The 15,669-nt window shown below is 56.5% G+C and carries 18 protein-coding genes and 1 pseudogene; 12 read left to right on the top strand and 7 right to left on the bottom strand.

Annotation, left to right across the window (positions count from 1 at the left end; genetic code table 11):
- The 8 genes and pseudogenes from ACR0I1_RS18360 to ACR0I1_RS18325 all read left to right on the top strand — a co-directional run.
- Window positions 1-149, top strand: a pseudogene (locus tag ACR0I1_RS18360) (iron-containing alcohol dehydrogenase); the annotation flags it as partial.
- A gap of 2 nt (window positions 150-151) precedes the next feature.
- Window positions 152-991: an EamA family transporter gene (locus ACR0I1_RS18355; RefSeq protein ID WP_170397778.1), complete on the top strand. Its 840-nt coding sequence runs from the start codon at window positions 152-154 to the stop codon at window positions 989-991.
- A gap of 178 nt (window positions 992-1,169) precedes the next feature.
- Window positions 1,170-2,063 carry a DeoR/GlpR family DNA-binding transcription regulator gene (locus ACR0I1_RS18350; RefSeq protein ID WP_170594917.1) on the top strand — a complete coding sequence of 298 codons (894 nt, stop codon included), beginning with the start codon at window positions 1,170-1,172 and terminating at the stop codon, window positions 2,061-2,063.
- Between the two features lie 20 nt (window positions 2,064-2,083).
- Window positions 2,084-4,123, top strand: coding sequence for an ABC transporter substrate-binding protein (locus ACR0I1_RS18345; RefSeq protein WP_170594920.1), 2,040 nt, complete (start codon window positions 2,084-2,086; stop codon window positions 4,121-4,123).
- A gap of 61 nt (window positions 4,124-4,184) precedes the next feature.
- Complete coding sequence (locus ACR0I1_RS18340) at window positions 4,185-5,189, top strand: ABC transporter permease (RefSeq protein ID WP_170397787.1); 1,005 nt, start codon at window positions 4,185-4,187, stop codon at window positions 5,187-5,189.
- Between the two features lie 4 nt (window positions 5,190-5,193).
- Window positions 5,194-6,324: an ABC transporter permease gene (locus tag ACR0I1_RS18335; RefSeq protein WP_480707487.1), complete on the top strand. Its 1,131-nt coding sequence runs from the start codon at window positions 5,194-5,196 to the stop codon at window positions 6,322-6,324.
- Window positions 6,321-7,319, top strand: coding sequence for an ABC transporter ATP-binding protein (locus tag ACR0I1_RS18330; protein ID WP_170513428.1), 999 nt, complete (start codon window positions 6,321-6,323; stop codon window positions 7,317-7,319). Before ACR0I1_RS18335 ends, ACR0I1_RS18330 begins: the two co-directional genes overlap by 4 nt.
- On the top strand, window positions 7,316-8,137 hold the full coding sequence (locus ACR0I1_RS18325; RefSeq protein ID WP_170594923.1) for an ATP-binding cassette domain-containing protein: 822 nt from the start codon (window positions 7,316-7,318) through the stop codon (window positions 8,135-8,137). Before ACR0I1_RS18330 ends, ACR0I1_RS18325 begins: the two co-directional genes overlap by 4 nt.
- Here ACR0I1_RS18325 and ACR0I1_RS18320 read toward each other — a convergent pair whose 3' ends face one another.
- Together ACR0I1_RS18320 and hslU are read right to left on the bottom strand one after the other, a co-directional pair.
- Window positions 8,138-9,235, bottom strand: a complete 1,098-nt coding sequence (locus ACR0I1_RS18320) for an alpha/beta hydrolase (protein WP_480707486.1) — start codon at window positions 9,233-9,235, stop codon at window positions 8,138-8,140.
- Between the two features lie 97 nt (window positions 9,236-9,332).
- A complete protein-coding gene (gene hslU / locus ACR0I1_RS18315; RefSeq protein WP_170425348.1) occupies window positions 9,333-10,640 on the bottom strand; it encodes an ATP-dependent protease ATPase subunit HslU in 1,308 nt (435 codons plus the stop codon).
- Between the two features lie 198 nt (window positions 10,641-10,838).
- Between hslU and ACR0I1_RS18310 the strand changes: the two genes are divergently transcribed.
- Both ACR0I1_RS18310 and ACR0I1_RS18305 read left to right on the top strand, forming a co-directional pair.
- Window positions 10,839-11,240, top strand: a complete 402-nt coding sequence (locus tag ACR0I1_RS18310) for a DM13 domain-containing protein (protein ID WP_170397803.1) — start codon at window positions 10,839-10,841, stop codon at window positions 11,238-11,240.
- A 105-nt stretch (window positions 11,241-11,345) separates the two neighbouring features.
- The gene (locus ACR0I1_RS18305; RefSeq protein WP_170733761.1) at window positions 11,346-12,587 is read left to right on the top strand and encodes an MFS transporter; all 1,242 of its coding nucleotides are present in this window, start codon (window positions 11,346-11,348) and stop codon (window positions 12,585-12,587) included.
- Between the two features lie 29 nt (window positions 12,588-12,616).
- On the opposite strand, the gene ACR0I1_RS18300 is transcribed toward ACR0I1_RS18305, so the two are convergent.
- Entirely contained in the window at window positions 12,617-12,970 is a 354-nt protein-coding gene (locus ACR0I1_RS18300; RefSeq protein WP_170425354.1) for a hypothetical protein, read from the bottom strand.
- Window positions 12,967-13,524 (bottom strand): ATP-dependent protease subunit HslV, encoded by a 558-nt coding sequence (gene hslV, locus ACR0I1_RS18295; RefSeq protein WP_170566574.1) that lies wholly within the window; start codon window positions 13,522-13,524, stop codon window positions 12,967-12,969. Before hslV ends, ACR0I1_RS18300 begins: the two co-directional genes overlap by 4 nt.
- A 197-nt stretch (window positions 13,525-13,721) precedes the next feature.
- On the opposite strand from hslV, the gene ACR0I1_RS18290 reads away from it, so the two are divergent.
- Window positions 13,722-13,919 (top strand): DUF1127 domain-containing protein, encoded by a 198-nt coding sequence (locus ACR0I1_RS18290; protein ID WP_170397815.1) that lies wholly within the window; start codon window positions 13,722-13,724, stop codon window positions 13,917-13,919.
- Between the two features lie 55 nt (window positions 13,920-13,974).
- Here ACR0I1_RS18290 and ACR0I1_RS18285 read toward each other — a convergent pair whose 3' ends face one another.
- Together ACR0I1_RS18285 and ACR0I1_RS18280 are read right to left on the bottom strand one after the other, a co-directional pair.
- Window positions 13,975-14,337: a Lin0512 family protein gene (locus ACR0I1_RS18285; protein ID WP_170407917.1), complete on the bottom strand. Its 363-nt coding sequence runs from the start codon at window positions 14,335-14,337 to the stop codon at window positions 13,975-13,977.
- Window positions 14,334-14,684: a Lin0512 family protein gene (locus tag ACR0I1_RS18280; RefSeq protein ID WP_170625360.1), complete on the bottom strand. Its 351-nt coding sequence runs from the start codon at window positions 14,682-14,684 to the stop codon at window positions 14,334-14,336. The genes ACR0I1_RS18285 and ACR0I1_RS18280 overlap by 4 nt, the downstream gene beginning before the upstream one ends.
- Window positions 14,685-14,952: 268 nt before the next feature.
- Here ACR0I1_RS18280 and ACR0I1_RS18275 point away from each other — a divergent pair, with 268 nt between their 5' ends.
- Complete coding sequence (locus tag ACR0I1_RS18275) at window positions 14,953-15,216, top strand: hypothetical protein (protein WP_170425357.1); 264 nt, start codon at window positions 14,953-14,955, stop codon at window positions 15,214-15,216.
- An 84-nt stretch (window positions 15,217-15,300) separates the two neighbouring features.
- Here the strand turns inward: ACR0I1_RS18275 and trxA are convergent, their stop codons facing one another.
- Entirely contained in the window at window positions 15,301-15,621 is a 321-nt protein-coding gene (trxA, locus tag ACR0I1_RS18270; RefSeq protein WP_170397826.1) for a thioredoxin, read from the bottom strand.
- Between the last annotated feature and the right edge of the window lie 48 nt (window positions 15,622-15,669).

The following is a 15,669-nucleotide window of genomic DNA, read 5'->3' as shown; positions in this document are numbered from 1 at the left end:
CCATCCCCCGCAAACTCTCCGACCTCGGCGTCACCAAAGCCGCCATCCCCGAACTGGTCCAAGGCGCTATCATCGACCCCTCATGCGGAGGTAACCCAATCCAACTCAACCAACAAAACATCACTGAGCTGTTTAAAGTGGCGATCTGACAGTGAGCGCTGAAATCGTTCTCATAATCCTTGCGGCCGCGTTGCTGCATGCGATCTGGAACACGGTTGTAAAAACAGCCGCTGACCGAACGGTCACGCTGGGTCTGGTTGCACTGGGGCATGTTATCCCGGGGGCGCTGATGGTAGCGGTTCTGCCGCTGCCGAATGTCGAGAGCCTGCCATATCTGGCAGGTTCGACTGTCGTTCATTTCGGATATTTCTACATGCTGAATCAGGCCTACCGGCATGGTGATCTCAGTGTGGTGTACCCGATCGCGCGCGGTGTGGTTCCTGCGCTGGTCGCTCTTTGGGCCGTGATATTTGCGGGCGAACATCTGCCGACGCAGGCATGGATTGGGATCGCGGTGATTGCCACCGGCATTCAACTGTCCAGCTGGTCGGTTTTGAGGCAAGGGGTCGGTAGGGCATCGCTTGTTTTCGCATTGGGAACGGGCTGCTTTATTTCCATCTACTCGCTTGTGGATGGCCTGGGCGTGCGTGTGTCAGGCAACATCCTGAGTTATTGGGCCTGGCATTCGGTTCTGCATATCTTTGTTGTGGGCTTTGTCGCGCTACGGCGAGGCGCGCGTGTGCTTGATTTGCCTCTGCGCATCTGGGTGATCGGGATTGCAGGCGGAATGGTGTCGATGACCGCTTACGGCCTAGTGCTTTATGCCAAGAATTTCGCTCCGCTTGGCGTCGTGTCAGCCTTACGCGAAACCTCAGTGATCTTCGCGGCCCTAATCGGATTTCTGTTCCTGGGTGAAGGCAATCCCATGCGACGCCTTCTGGCGGCCGTGATGATGGCCGCTGGCGTGACGCTGATCGCATTGTCGTCATGAACACATGCTGGGATGAGTTGAATGATTCTTGCGAGAGATCTGAAATCCACCTGTCACGCCGCATGAAACTGCAGGTTTGCTATGCCATGTTGACCGGAAAAGGCAAAAAAACCAAAATTGTCGCAAAAGATTTACATTTATTGTGGATTTTTGCGCGAAAATGTGACCGAGTCTGAAAATGGATGATGATAGCGTAACCATCCCACATCGTGGCCGAGAGCTGCTGGATGTCCTTGCGCGGCTGGGGGGGTCAGCGCGCAACACTCAGATCGCCCAGATCATGGACGTCTCTGAGGAAACTGTGCGTCGTTTGGTCAAGGCACTGGCGCGCGCGAACAAGGTTGAGCGTGTGCATGGCGGCACATTTCTGTCTCGGGCGCAGGATACACCGATGTTTTCGGGCGCGTTGGAGTATAATGCCGACGAGAAAACCAACATCGCCAAGCGGGTCTGCGGGTTGCTTGAGGACGAGATGGTGTTGTTCATCACCGTTGGCTCGACCATGACTCATGTGGCCGAGCAACTACGTGAGCTGCGGGGTTTGACCGTCGTTAGCAACTCTTTGTCAGTTGTCGCATCCCTGGCCGATCACAATGGTACGCGCGCCGTTCTGGCAGGGGGCGAAGTAATCCGCTCCGAACGAGGCAGTTTTGGCCGTGCGGCTGAAGAACTGGCGTGTCAGTACAGCTATGACGCGGTAATCTGCGGCGCGGATGCACTGTCGCTGGTTGGAGGTGTATTGGCCTCGAACCCGCTGGAGGCGGATCTGACCCGTGCGCTGCAAGGGAACACGCATCGCATGATCGTTGCAGCGGACCACACCAAATTCGGTGCAAAGGCAGCCAACGTGTCTTGCCCGTTCGACAAGGTGACGGATCTGGTGACCGATATCGCCCCACCCGATGCGTTTGCACCCGTTCTCAAGCAAGCTGGGGTCCAAGTGCACATTGCATCGCAAAACGATGTCAAATCCGGGCCGGAAGAAACAGAGCCCCGGAAGCAAAAAAAGAACAAAGAAACCTCCGAAAGCAAAGCGGGCAAATCGGGCTCTCGGAAACGCAAAACGAAATAAACAAAACCTAGGGAGAAAACATGAAAAAGCTTCTTATGTCAGGTGTGGCCTTTGCCACAATCGGGGGCGCGGCCTGGGCCAATTGTCCTGCTGCAACCGTCGCGGATATGCAGGGCGTCGCAGCTGGTGCTTATCCTCAGCAGTTTGATCTGTCCGAGTTTCAATCAGCTGCAAACTGTACGCTCAGCTTTGCCGAAAACCCGGCTATTGGGGATCTGAACGGCATGATCCGTGGCAATGGCGATCTTGCGGCCGTGGCAGATCGTCTGCCGGCTGACCCGTTGGTCATCGTACCCTATGACTCGATAGGTCAGTATGGCGGTGTTCTGGACGCGCTCTCCAACGCCACAGAAAGCGGCACCTCGGACTTCCTTTCGGTGCGTCACGTCAACCTGTTCCGCTATTCCGACGACCTGCAGACCCTGGTGCCCAACGTGGCGAAATCCTGGGAATGGAACGATGACTTCACCGTGCTGACCGTGAATCTGCGTGAAGGCCACAAGTGGTCGGATGGCGCGCCATTTACGGCGGCGGATATCGTCTTCTGGTACGATAACCTGATGATGGACACCAATGTCATCGCCGAAGCGAAGGATTATGCGCTGGCGGGCGGTGAGCCCATGAAGGTCGAAGCGCTGGACGACACCACTGTCCGCTTTACCCTTGCCGCGCCCAAGCCTGGCCTGACCGAGACATTCTCGTTCACCTATGTGCAGCCCTACCAGCCCAAGCATTTCTTTGAAAAGTTCCACCCGGCGCTGGATGACAACGCCGACGCCAACGCGCAGGCGCTTGGTTATGAAAACGGGTACGAGCTGATCAAGGCCTATTATGGCAACTCGGACTGGATGGATACGCCATCTCCGATGCTGACAGCCGGTGACAAACTGGCGGGTCTTCCCACCGACACCATGCCGACGCTGGAGAGCCATATCCTTGTGAAGGAGAGCACCGAGGGTCGTCACTACGTGGCCAACCCCTATTTCTTCCAGGTCGACACGCAGGGTAACCAGCTTCCCTACATTTCGGAAATGGATGAAACTTACGTTCCGGACGAAGAAGTTCGCACCCTTAAGTTGCTGAATGGCGAGGTCGATTACAAATCGCAGGGTGTTAACCTGACATCCGCTCCGGTGCTGCTCGAAGGTCAGGAGAACGGTAACTACACGGTCGAGGTGAAGCCTTCGATCGGTTATCCGGTTCTGACCTTCAACGTGACCGCAGAAGACGAGGCCAAGCGCGCGATCTTTAACGATATCCGGTTCAGAACTGCGATGTCTGTTGCTATGGATCGCAACCAGCTGAACGAGGTTGTGGCTTTTGGTCTGGGAACACCGACACAGTACATCGGCTTCTCGCCACGTCCCGATTTCATCGACGAAAAATGGTCGAACCATGAGATCGAATTCGACGCAGAGCGCGCCAATGCGCTGCTGGACGAAGTCGGTCTTGTCGACAAGGACGGTGATGGCTTCCGCGACTTGCCGAATGGTGATCCGTTTGTTCTGGATTGGCAGTTCTCGACCCAGCCAGCTTCGGCGCAATTGGTGGAACTGATTGCTCAGAACTGGAAAGACGTTGGCGTCAACACCGCGATCAAAGAGGTGACATCCGACGAATTCCGCGCCGCACAAACGGCCAACTCGCTGGATATGGGCCTATGGCTGAAGAGCCAGCCAGCCGGGTCGATCCTCGGGGACAGCGAGATCTGGGTGCCTCCGTTTGATGGCTATTTCGACGTACGTACAGGTATGCTCTGGGCTGAATATATCAGCTCAAACGGTGAAAACGGAGTTGAACCACCGGCTTGGGTCGCGGATCTGAAGACTGCATTGGACACCTATCAGTCCAGTGCACCCGGCTCTGATGCGTCAGTATCCGCCGCGCAGAAGATGGTCGAGATCATGACCGGCGAGCTGCTGTTCCTGGGTACCGTGAATGCTCCTGCCCCGATCTATCACTCGAACAACCTGCAGAACTTTACCGAGTTCAAAACGCAGTCTTACGAGTTCTATCGGACCTATCCTTACCGCCCCGCCCAGTGGTGGCTGAGCGAATAAGGTTGAGAAGATAAGAAGGTGGGCGCCCGCGCCCGCCTTCGCGCATCCCGCGGGGACAGATATGTTGCAATTCTGCAGATTTGCCGCCACCCGGGCGGTTATGGCGTTGGTCACTTTGGTCATCGTATCGCTGATTGTTTTTTCACTGATGGAACTGGTGCCCGGTGACTGTGCCGAGCGCTATTTGGCGTATAAAAACACCCAAGGGTCCGCGATCACCGTTGCTGACGTTGCAGCAGAACGCGCCCGACTGGGGTTGGATCAACCGTTCCTGACCCGATGGGCCACTTGGTTGTCAGGGGCATTTCGTGGCGATTTCGGCGAAAGCTGCATCCTGCGGGTGAATATTGCACAGCTGCTGGGCGACAAGTTCTGGCTGTCGCTGTGGATCTGCCTTGGCGCTTTGACGCTGGCTTATGCCATTGCAATCCCTGTGGGCATCATTTCTGCCGCCTCGCGCAGTGCAGTATTGAACAACTCGCTGCGGATCGTCAGCTATCTGGGTCTGGCGATGCCGAACTTCCTGCTGGCCCTGATGGTGATGCTGGTTTCAACCGTTTATTTCGGCGAGACACTGACCGGGCTGTTCTCGCCGGAGTATAAAGAAGCGCCTTGGTCTTGGGGCAAGTTCCTCGATTTGCTGAAACACGCCTGGCTGCCGATCTTCATTCTGGGCTGGTCGGCCACAGCCTTTGCGCTGCAGACCGTGCGCGCGTTGATGTCGGATGAGATCGGGAAGCTGTATGTCACCGCTGCTGCCGCGCGGGGCATTTATGGCCGCCGACTGTTATGGCGCTATCCGGCCCGTCATGCGCTGGGGCCGATCGTCAACAGCCTTGGCTTTGACCTGAACCGGATCTTCAACGAACTGCCCATTGTGGCGCTGATCCTGACATTGACTGAAGCCGGTGCGCTTTTGCTTGAAGCGTTGGCGCGGTCCAATGATCAGCAACTTGCGGGGGCCATCATCTTTCTGCTGACGGCATCAATCGTAACGTTGAATTTCTTCACCGACATTCTGCTTGCGGTGATTGATCCGCGCGTGCGCAAAAGTATCCTCAGGTGACCAGATGACTGCGACAATCGACAACCAAAAGGCAAAAGAAGCCTATTTCACCGCCTCGCAGCGTCAGTTGATCTGGGCCCGATTCAAGAAACAGCGCGCGGCGATGATTGCGGCCACAGTTCTGGTCGTCCTGATCCTGTCGGGCATCTTTGCTCCGTTCCTGTCGCCTTACGATCCGACCGCCGCAGGGCGTGACAAAGACTATCTGAACGGAGCCCCGCAGATTCCAAGATTCTGCGACAAGAATGGCTGCTCGATCCGCCCGTTCCTGCACGGGGTAACTCGCGAACGCTCGTTGGCGACCAATTTCCGCTGGGTCGAGAAAGTGAACGAGGATGAACGCCGATATATCCAGTTCTTCGTTCGGGGCGACAAATATAAGCTGTTTGGAGTCATTCCCGGTAACATCCATCTGTTTGGTGTCGATCAGGGCTATGTTCACCTGTTCGGAACCGACAGTGCCGGCAAGGATATCTTCAGCCGTACACTGCATGCGGTTTGGACGTCGCTACAGGTCGGAACGCTTGGGGTGATGATTTCGTTCGTGCTGGCGCTCGCGATCGGAGGGGTGGCAGGATATTACGGTGGAATGGTCGACAGTGTGATCCAAATGATCACCGATGCGATCCGTACGGTTCCGGCCATACCTCTGTTCATGGCGATTGCGGCCTTTATCCCGCCGGAATGGTCGGCCGAAACAAGATTCTTTGTCATCACAGCCATATTGGGATTGGTCGGCTGGCCTACTTTAGCACGGCGAGTTCGCACCCATCTGTTGACCGAACGCAATCAGGAATATGTGCTTGCGGCAAAGCTTTGCGGTGCATCGCCGGGCCACATCATCCGGCGTCATCTGCTGCCCAGCTTCACCAGTTACATCATCGTCGATCTGGTGATCTCGTTCCCCTATATGGTCCTCAGCGAAACCGCGCTCAGCTTTATCGGGCTGGGGCTGAAAGATCCGGTCAACTCACTTGGCGTGATGTTGCAGAATGTGACCAAGGCGGATGTTCTGCTGAATTACCAATGGTATTTCATCCCGGTCATCTTCTTTGTCGTTCTCGTGATGTCTTTCGTGTTCGTTGGCGATGGCCTGCGCGATGCGGCTGATCCTTATTCGGAGACCCGCAAATGAGCTTGATCGATGTCGAAAACCTGTCCGTTCAGTTCAAAACCGATGAAGGGTTGATCACGGCGGTTGAGGATGTTTCGTTTTCACTCGCCCCAGGCGAGGTGCTCGGGCTGGTCGGCGAAAGTGGATCAGGGAAATCAGTGACAGCAAAATCACTGATGAAACTGAATCCACCCAACGCGATCTATGCACCGGAAAGCCGGATCGATCTGCATCTCGACAGCGGCCCGGTTGATATCATGGCGCTGAAGCGGCCCAAGGACATGGAGATTGTGCGCGGCGGGGCGATCAGTATGATCTTTCAAGAGCCGATGGCCAGCTTTGCCCCCGCGATCACCATCGGCAAGCAGATGGTTGAACAGTTGCTGATCCACACGGATCTCAGCAAAAAGCAGGCCAAAGAACTATCGATCGAAATGCTGGACCGGGTGGGTATCCTTGAACCAGCGGCCCGGTTCAACCAATACGCTTTCGAATTGTCGGGCGGGATGCGTCAGCGGGCGATGATCGCCATGGCGCTTTCGACCAAGCCCAAACTGCTGATCGCGGATGAGCCGACAACGGCGCTGGACGTGACCATTCAGGCTCAGGTTTTGGATCTGATGAAGGATCTGGTGGCCGAGTTCGGCATGGGCATCGTCTTCATCACCCATGACCTAAGCGTCGTCGCCCAAACCGCCGACCGGGTTGCGGTGATGTATCTGGGTCGGATCATGGAAAGCGGACCTGTGCGTGAAGTGATCCGCCATCCGGCACATGCCTATACGCGTGGCCTGCTGAACGCGTTACCCAAACTCGATGATCTGGACGCACCGCTAACCCCGATCCCCGGCGATATCCCCTCACCTCTGGAGCGGCCATCAGGCTGCGTGTTCCATCCACGCAACCCGGAACTCAAACCCGGATCGCGATATGAAACGGAACGCCCACCCTTGACCGAGGTCAGCCCCGGCCATTTCGCAGCCATTTTCCCCGAAGACGTGCCAGGCCAGCCATGACAAACGCATTGATCAAAACCGAAAACCTGTCAGTCGAATTTCCCCTTGGTGGCGGGTTGTTTAACAAGCGCACGCTGAAGGCGGTCGACAACGTCTCGATCGAAATCCCGCGAGGGGCTTTTGTTGGGGTGGTCGGCGAGTCCGGCTCGGGCAAGACAACACTCGGCCGCGCATTGCTGAATGCGGTTCCAATCACCAGCGGTGGCGCAAGCTATGATGATGGTGAAGAGCGGTTCGATCTGACCAAAATGTCAGCAACCGATCTCAAGTCCTATCGCCGTCGGGCTCAGTTGATTTTTCAGGACCCTTACGCGGCGCTTAGTCCTCGGATGACCGTGCGTGATATCATAGCCGAACCGCTGGATGTGATGGGCCTGACCGCATCGCGTGAGGAAACCGATGCGCGGGTTCGCGAGATTGCGGGCAAATGCCGGTTGAACCTTGAACATCTGCGACGCTATCCGCACGCGTTTTCGGGCGGTCAGCGTCAGCGGATTTCTATCGCGCGGGCTCTGGCCTGCAACCCGCGTTTTGTAGTTGCCGATGAATGCGTGGCGGCGCTGGACGTGTCGATTCAGGCGGATATCCTGAACCTGCTGAAATCCCTTCAGCGAGATATGGGCCTGACCTTCATGTTCATCAGCCACGATCTGTCGGTTGTGGCCCATACCTGCGATTTTGTGGTCGTGATGTATCACGGCAAGATCGTCGAAAGCGCCCCGACGCGCGAACTGTTTGCCGCACCCAAGCAAGACTATACCAAGCGGTTGCTGGATGCGATCCCATCGCTGGACCCCGATCATCGAATGCGTGCCTGATCAGGGCGCGCTAACCTGCGCCTGTCCGGTCTCGGTCAGCACAATCTCGGTCGCGCCATCTGCGCTGCGCTCGCTGGGTGGGACAAGGACATCGATGCCAGGCCGGTCGGGGCCAAAGGTGTTGCTGACTCGGCGGACTGAACTGAGAATGGCCAGCAGCGCCGGAGACGTCGCCGCCACGAAATGAGATGATCCCGCATCGCTGTTGAATGCAGTCGTGTCGATCACGCTGATCGGATATTCGGCCAACGCGTCGACCGAACTAATATTACCCAACCTCTGACTGTCCGCGGTGCCGCGCAGCCGAGCCGACAGGTTCAGAATCTTGTCCTTCTGGGACACCATCACCACAAACGGGTCGGGCGGGCTCTTGATGCTGTTCATCTGGGATCGGAACAGATCCACATCCAGATCAGGTGAGATCAGGATGACCCCCTCAAGATTGCGGCTTGCCCATCCCGGCTCGCGCAGTTCGGCTTGCCGCATCATCTCCATCGATAGGGCGCTGCCCATCGAATGCGCTATCAGGACGACCCGCTTTACGCCCATTGATTTGAGCAATCTAATGGTCTGTTCCAGCCCGTCTCGGGCAAACAGCATACTGTCCAGATCATAGGCGTAACCGGTGCCGCGCGCCTTACTGGGCCAGGAATAAATCAGAATGGTTCCGGGGATACCGATATCATGGCTCAGCTGAGCGGCCCGAAATGCGGTCTCGGTCTGCGTGGCGTTATACCCGTGAACAAAGATGACCACGTCATCCACGCCACGCAGACGGGACTTCAGATCCTGCGGACCCGAGAACTCGGTAACATCGGCCACGACAAACTGTTTGTTCGGATTCGGGTTCGCGTATGAGAACTCGAGGTCACCCGGCGTGTGCGACGGCGGAATCGAGACGGTCATCTCAAGGTAACGAAGTGCCTCGGCACGGTTAGCTCCGTAGCTGCCATCCGGCTCGCGCGCACGGGTAGTGGCGGCAAAGACCGTGGCGGGGGTGCCGACCCTAAGGGCTTCGGGTGTGATCTCTGTGATAGACCGATCCGCACAGGCGGTCAGCACAGACAGCGTCACAATGATGATGAAATAGCGCAGCACGCTCTGCCCCTGTGAAGTTACAGGGCTACGCTACCGTATTCCCGCCCCGCGTCCAGCCTGAGGGCACGACTCATTGGCAAAATCCGGCTGGCACCTGTTACAAAACGTAACGGCTGAGGTCTGTGGATTTTGTCAGCTCGCCAAGATTGTCGTTCACGAAACCTGCATCGACGGTGATCTCAGCCCCTGCCTGATCCGGTGCGGTGAACGAAAGCTCTTCGAACACGCGCTCCATCACCGTGTAAAGCCGCCGCGCACCGATATTCTCGATGCTTTGGTTCACATCCGCCGCAATCCGGGCCAAGGCTGCGATCCCGTCTTCGGTGAAACTGACCGTGACCTCTTCAGTGCCCATCAGGGCAGTATACTGCAGGGTCAGAGCGTTGTCGGTCTCGGTCAGGATACGTACGAAATCCTCTTCTGTCAGGGCGCGCAGTTCCACGCGTATCGGCAAACGGCCCTGAAGTTCTGGCAGCAGGTCCGAGGGCTTGGCGATGTGAAACGCACCGGATGCAATGAAAAGGATATGGTCGGTTTTCACAGGGCCATGTTTGGTGCTGACAGTGGTGCCCTCGATCAGAGGCAGCAGGTCGCGCTGAACCCCTTCCCGGCTGACATCGCCTCCGCGCGCATCGGATCGGGCGCAGACTTTGTCGATTTCATCCAGAAACACGATGCCGTTCTGTTCGACCGCTTCCAAAGCCACCCGGTTGACGGTTTCATCATCCAGCAACTTGTCGGCCTCTTCCCCAATTAAGGCCTCATAGCTTTCAGCGACAGTCATGCGTTTCTTGACGGTCCTTCCACCGAAGGCCTTGCCGAAGATATCACCCAGATTCATCATCCCCATCTGACCACCCGGCTGGCCCGGTATATCGAACATCGGCATCGGGTTCGTGGTATCTGACAGTTCCAACTCGATTTCGGTATCGTCCAGCTCACCCGCTTTCAGCTTCTTACGGAACATCTCCCGCGTCGCTTCGCGGGCGTCGGTTCCAGCAATCGCCTCGATCACGCGATCCTCGGCGGCCTGATGGGCGCGGGCTTTGACATCCTCGCGCATATACTCGCGGGTTTGCAGGATTGCGGCGTCAGCCAGATCACGCACGATCTGTTCAACGTCCCGACCGACATAGCCGACCTCGGTGAATTTGGTGGCTTCAACCTTGATGAAGGGTGCGCGGGCCAGTTTGGCCAGACGGCGGCTGATCTCGGTCTTGCCAACGCCGGTGGGTCCGATCATCAGAATGTTTTTTGGATAGACCTCATCGCGGATGTCATCTGGCAACTGCTTGCGCCGCCAGCGGTTGCGTAGCGCCACGGCGACGGCGCGTTTCGCGTCTTTCTGCCCGATAATAAAGCGGTCCAGTTCCGAGACAATCTCGCGCGGGGTCAGGTCGGTCATATGTGTTCTATCCGTATGTTTCGCAGCGGAACCTAATCATACGGCGCGAAAACACAAGCCGATCACGAGAAGATCACGGCAACTCACGGGCAGCACACGGAATTTCGTGGTGATGTGAATCGCCAGATGCACAGCGTCTGCGGCATAACCTTTCGCGACGGACTCTGCGTCCGTATGACATTAGGGAGATACCTCATCATGATGACTCGTCGTTCGCTTTTTGTGAAAGCTGCAGCTACCGGCGCGGCCCTGTCTTTGGTCGGCACCACCGCTGCCCTGGCCGGTGGCGCAAAAAAGAAAGGCACATTTGAAGGCCGCTCGAACCACGTCACTACCGGTTCGGTAAAACTGGTCAAAGATGGCGAGCGTTACATCGTTGAACTGGGCGACGACTTTTCGCTGGACAACGGCCCCGACCCGCGTGTCGCATTTGGCAAGGACGGCACATACGCCCCAGACAGCAAACTGGGCGCGCTGCTGCACCTGACCGGCAAGCAATCCTATGCCGTGCCACCAACCATGGATGTCTCGGGCTACAACGAAGTTTACATTTGGTGCGAGGTTGCCGGCGTCCCGCTGGGAGTTGCTTCGTTGAAGTAATCACACCCTTCAGGGGTCGGGCTTTCCGGCCTCTGACACGCCGTTAGGTGACAGGGCAACTGTCTGTTACACTCGCCCCAAGATATTGGAACTGGGGGCGTTTTCATGACCAAGATTGCCAAGATCACCCTGCTGTTTGTGGTCTTTGTTGACCTGATCGGACAAGGGCTGGTGTTTCCCATCATCAACTCCCTGATCATGGAAACGAAGTCCGGCTTCTTGCCGGAAAGCACGGCCATGGGCACAAGGCACTTTTATTATGGTCTGGTGATCGGCTGCTTCTTCCTGTCTTGGTTTCTGGGGGTGGTCTATGTCTCGAAAGTTTCTGACTCTATCGGGCGCAAGAATGCTCTTCTGGTCTGTTTGACCGGGGCGTTGGTCGGTTACGCCCTGACGATCGCCGCGCTTTATCTTAACAGCCTGCTATTGCTGATCATCGGCCGGTCGATCACCGGATTTACCGCCGGCAATCAGCCCATTGCGCAGGCGGCAATGATCGATGGCAGCACCGACGCTGCCGACCGCGACCGCAACATGGGTTATATTGTGACCGGTGTCAGCTTTGGCTTGGTCGGAGGACCGATCATAGGCGCGGTTCTGTCCGATGCAGCCTTATTGGGCAGCGCGGCGACATTGAAAACGCCTTTCTACGGGGCGTTTGTGCTGGTCCTGATTGCAATCTTTCTTGTGACCGCGTTCTTCAAGGATACCAGAACCGAGCGCGAACCCTTCGTCTTCCGCCCCCGCGACATAACCGACAGCCTCCTAGCTGTGCGCGAACACCCGTTGGTTTTGAAAATCATGCCAGTTTATGCCCTGTTCATGGTCGCCAACGTTACTTTCTATGTATTCGTCGACAACTTCCTGACCAGCGCGTGGGGTTATGGCGTAATAGGGGGCAGCATGGCGATGGTGGTCATTGGCGTTGCGCTGGCCTTTTCCAGCACCTTCCTTGTGAAACCAGCGCAAGAGAGGTTCAGCAAGCACCAGATCATCTACACCTCGTTGGTCACCATGGTGATCTGTGGCTTTGCCTTCGCATTCAGCCCCAGCGGGGTACTGAGCTATATTCCGGTCTTTTTCTTCTACTTCTTCTTCGGCGTTTCTTACCCGACGCTGCTAGGCCTGTTCTCATCCAGCGTTGCCGAAACGGATCAGGGCTGGGTCATGGGCGTGACCACAGCCGTGTTCTGCCTAGCAGGCGGTATCATGTCCCTGATCGGAGGCGGATTGATGAGCATCGACATCCGCGTGCCGTATTATATCGTCATTGTCACTGCCCTGATGGGCCTGATCGGGATGCATTTGAGGTGGAAGGGGAAAGAGATCAAAGCGCTATTGGCGTAAAGAGCAGCCGATAGAGCGGAAAGGGTCACCTACTCCTGCTCTTCCTCAATTTCTTCTTCGTCAAGTTTGCGCTGGCTTTCCTGTAATGGCGCGCGCTCGATCAGTGCCCAAATTTCCTTTTTGGTCTTCTTTGAAACAGCGCCTCTGGCTTCCAGCTCGATCAATAGTGAGCGTGTCTGATCTTCGGTGCAGCCAATTGTTCTGCTGAGTCGTTCCAGAGTTTTGAACTTGTACTTCGTATCTCTCAACATGGACTCAAGCAGCTTCTTGCGAGGCTCTTTCCATGTCTTGGCGTGCTTCCGGTTCCGATATTCCTCAAGCACAATCGGCCCAACAATACCGCCAATCAGCCCACCAAATATCGCTGCCAGAACCGCACTCATGACCCGATCGTCTCAACCGTCAGATTGCCGTTGGTATACACGCAGATATCCGCAGCAATTGCCATAGCTTCACGCGCTACATCCTCGGCTGGTTTGTCGCTATCCATCATCGCACGGGCCGCCGCCAGGGCAAAGTTGCCGCCCGACCCGATTGCAGCGACGTTGTGTTCCGGCTCAAGCACGTCCCCTGCCCCAGTGATCACGAGCAGATCCTCGCCGTCGGTCACAATCAGCATCGCCTCGAGCTTCTGCAGATACTTGTCGGTGCGCCAGTCCTTGGCCAGCTCGACCGAAGCACGCGCCAGTTGGCCGGGCGTCGCCTCAAGCTTGGCTTCCAGACGTTCCAGCAGCGTGAACGCATCCGCCGTAGATCCGGCGAATCCGGCGACCACTTCGAACCCGCCCGGTGTCAGGCGACGCACCTTTCGCGCAGTGCCCTTGATCACGGTTTGGCCCAGGCTGACCTGCCCGTCCCCGGCGATGACAACCTGCCCGCCCTTCTTGACGCCAATAATAGTGGTGCCGTGCCATCCGGGAAAATCGCTGTCTGCCATGAATGCCTCCGTTATCCGTGCTGCCATATATGGGCCGGGCACGGGTTCTGCGCAACCGGTTCTAAAACTGCCCAAAAGATATGCAGTAAACGCAAACCGGGGCTGTTGAGTCAGCATTTGTGAGACTCAGCCGCCGGAGTTACATGAGGCTTACAACCGACAACGGGTCGGCTGTTTCTGTTAAAAGGACTAAGCACATGGCAAACGCAATCGCAAAAACCCATGCGCCGCGCGGAGCAGTCACCATCCTGCACGCAGTGGACGCATTCTCTCATGCATTCGAAAACGTTGTCGAATGGTACAAATCATATCAGACACGCAACGAACTGTCGCAACTGAGCGACGAGCAGCTGGAAGACGTCGGGCTGACCCGCGCTGATATCTCCAAGTTCTGATCCAGGATTTGAACACTTATAAGATGAGCCGCTCGATTGAGCGGCTTTTTCTTTTTCAGCTTTCGACGAATTTACCTGCGAGATCAGGCAGATAAGCCTCAACTGCAGCAGTGGCTACGACATGCCGGGTACCCGCCTCGGCATCCTCGACATCCAGTCCCCCTTTGACCGCCCGAACCGAGGCGCGGCCCCGCGGCAGATCCGAGGCGACAAGATCACAATCAACCTTCTCAGGCTGTTGAACGCCAATCGTGACCTCAACGCGCATCTCCTCATGACTGATGCCCAGTTTGGAAAACAGCGTGATGGACGAGTGGTGCAGCGCGTCCTGAACAGCGCGGCGCGCGGCCTTGGTATAGTCCTGACCATACAGGTCGTTGCCGGTCCCCATCTCCAGAATGATGCGTTTTTCCGTCATCGGGCGGGCTCCATATCAAATGAGACAACGATCGCGGCGTTGGCGATCACCGTGCGACCTTCAGAATGGGGTTTGTCGATATCCAAGCCACCATGTGTGACCGTGATGTTGGGCTGGCCGTAGGGGAAAATGGCCTTCAACGCCTGCGAATCCACCCGGTCCGGTTGCTGTACTCCGATTTCCGCGTCGATGATCATGGCCTCTTTCGGGAATCCGAACAATTCCGCCATATTGATCGAGTTATGCCAGAGCGCATCCTTGAGCGCGCGCAGCGCTGCTTCGGTATAGTCTTCGCGCCGAAGCGACGTACCCATACCGAATTCCACCAATACCCGAGTTTTGGGCATGTCGCCTCCTTATTCCTGATGACCCGACAATCTGCACGAGTTCTTGCGAATTGAAAGAACCAGTACAGTGAACTGCATCCGGCCAAACCACGAAACCCGAATGTTTGGTGTGTACCGCCGCTATCGACTAGAATTCTGTCTGTTTAAGCACACGATCTATGAAAGGTTTGATTCCATGACGTATTTTCGGCTCATGTCATCATTGTTGTTGTTTGGACTTCTGGCGCCAGGCGTATCCGCTGAAGTCATAGAAAACAAAGCGAAATTTATGAACCTGATCGTTGATAAGAAGCTGGTTCAGGGCGAAACCTGGGTGACTATTCACAAGGACGGCACGGTTGAGGGCAAAGGCCCGAAAGGTGGCAGTATCAGCGGCACGTGGGAGTGGAAAGACAGGTATTACTGTCGGAGAATCGTGATCGTCGGTGAAGTGATGCCCCGCGACTGTCAGGTGGTTTCAATCGCAGACGACACCGTTACATTTACCCACAAAGACGGCGCGGGAGTATCGGTGAGGTGGACCATCAAGTGAGTCTAAACTCTTGTCACGCAGTGGCTTTCACAAAAAAGGCGCCCAATGCGGGGCGCCTTTTTTTCGTTCACACACTAGCGAAGGTCAGATCGACTCGTCGATCCAGCTTTGCAGGGCCGCCTTCGGGGCCGCGCCAGCGCGGTTCGAAACCACCTGACCGTCTTTGAAAATGAACAGCGCCGGAATGCCGCGCACGCCCATGGCCGCGGCTGAGTTTGGGTTGCTGTCGACATCGACCTTGGCAATCTTCACCTTGCCACCATATTCGCTGGCCAGCTCTTCCAGGGCGGGGCCGATCTGCTTACAGGGGCCGCACCACTCGGCCCAGAAATCCACCACGACGGGGATATCGGAATTCTTGACTTCGGCGTCAAAGGTGTCGTCGGTAACGGCTACGGTCGACATGTCTGTCTCCTGACTGGGAATGCTTGGGCTCAGAACCTAGGTGCGGCA

The organism is Ruegeria sp. B11 (assembly GCF_056539785.1).
This window is presented reverse-complemented; position numbering and strand designations above follow the sequence as displayed.

What these genes read in the sequence shown, in the direction of transcription:
- hslV (WP_170566574.1), bottom strand. Translation starts at nt 13,524, where the DNA reads ATGGCAGACAGCGATTTTCCCGGATGGCACGGCACCACTATTATTGGC.
- ACR0I1_RS18330 (WP_170513428.1), top strand. Translation starts at nt 6,321, where the DNA reads ATGAGCTTGATCGATGTCGAAAACCTGTCCGTTCAGTTCAAAACCGAT.
- ACR0I1_RS18280 (WP_170625360.1), bottom strand. Translation starts at nt 14,684, where the DNA reads ATGCCCAAAACTCGGGTATTGGTGGAATTCGGTATGGGTACGTCGCTT.
- ACR0I1_RS18350 (WP_170594917.1), top strand. Translation starts at nt 1,170, where the DNA reads ATGGATGATGATAGCGTAACCATCCCACATCGTGGCCGAGAGCTGCTG.
- ACR0I1_RS18340 (WP_170397787.1), top strand. Translation starts at nt 4,185, where the DNA reads ATGTTGCAATTCTGCAGATTTGCCGCCACCCGGGCGGTTATGGCGTTG.
- ACR0I1_RS18310 (WP_170397803.1), top strand. Translation starts at nt 10,839, where the DNA reads ATGATGACTCGTCGTTCGCTTTTTGTGAAAGCTGCAGCTACCGGCGCG.
- trxA (WP_170397826.1), bottom strand. Translation starts at nt 15,621, where the DNA reads ATGTCGACCGTAGCCGTTACCGACGACACCTTTGACGCCGAAGTCAAG.
- ACR0I1_RS18325 (WP_170594923.1), top strand. Translation starts at nt 7,316, where the DNA reads ATGACAAACGCATTGATCAAAACCGAAAACCTGTCAGTCGAATTTCCC.
- ACR0I1_RS18305 (WP_170733761.1), top strand. Translation starts at nt 11,346, where the DNA reads ATGACCAAGATTGCCAAGATCACCCTGCTGTTTGTGGTCTTTGTTGAC.
- hslU (WP_170425348.1), bottom strand. Translation starts at nt 10,640, where the DNA reads ATGACCGACCTGACCCCGCGCGAGATTGTCTCGGAACTGGACCGCTTT.
- ACR0I1_RS18345 (WP_170594920.1), top strand. Translation starts at nt 2,084, where the DNA reads ATGAAAAAGCTTCTTATGTCAGGTGTGGCCTTTGCCACAATCGGGGGC.
- ACR0I1_RS18290 (WP_170397815.1), top strand. Translation starts at nt 13,722, where the DNA reads ATGGCAAACGCAATCGCAAAAACCCATGCGCCGCGCGGAGCAGTCACC.
- ACR0I1_RS18275 (WP_170425357.1), top strand. Translation starts at nt 14,953, where the DNA reads ATGAACCTGATCGTTGATAAGAAGCTGGTTCAGGGCGAAACCTGGGTG.
- ACR0I1_RS18285 (WP_170407917.1), bottom strand. Translation starts at nt 14,337, where the DNA reads ATGACGGAAAAACGCATCATTCTGGAGATGGGGACCGGCAACGACCTG.
- ACR0I1_RS18300 (WP_170425354.1), bottom strand. Translation starts at nt 12,970, where the DNA reads ATGAGTGCGGTTCTGGCAGCGATATTTGGTGGGCTGATTGGCGGTATT.
- ACR0I1_RS18335 (WP_480707487.1), top strand. Translation starts at nt 5,194, where the DNA reads ATGACTGCGACAATCGACAACCAAAAGGCAAAAGAAGCCTATTTCACC.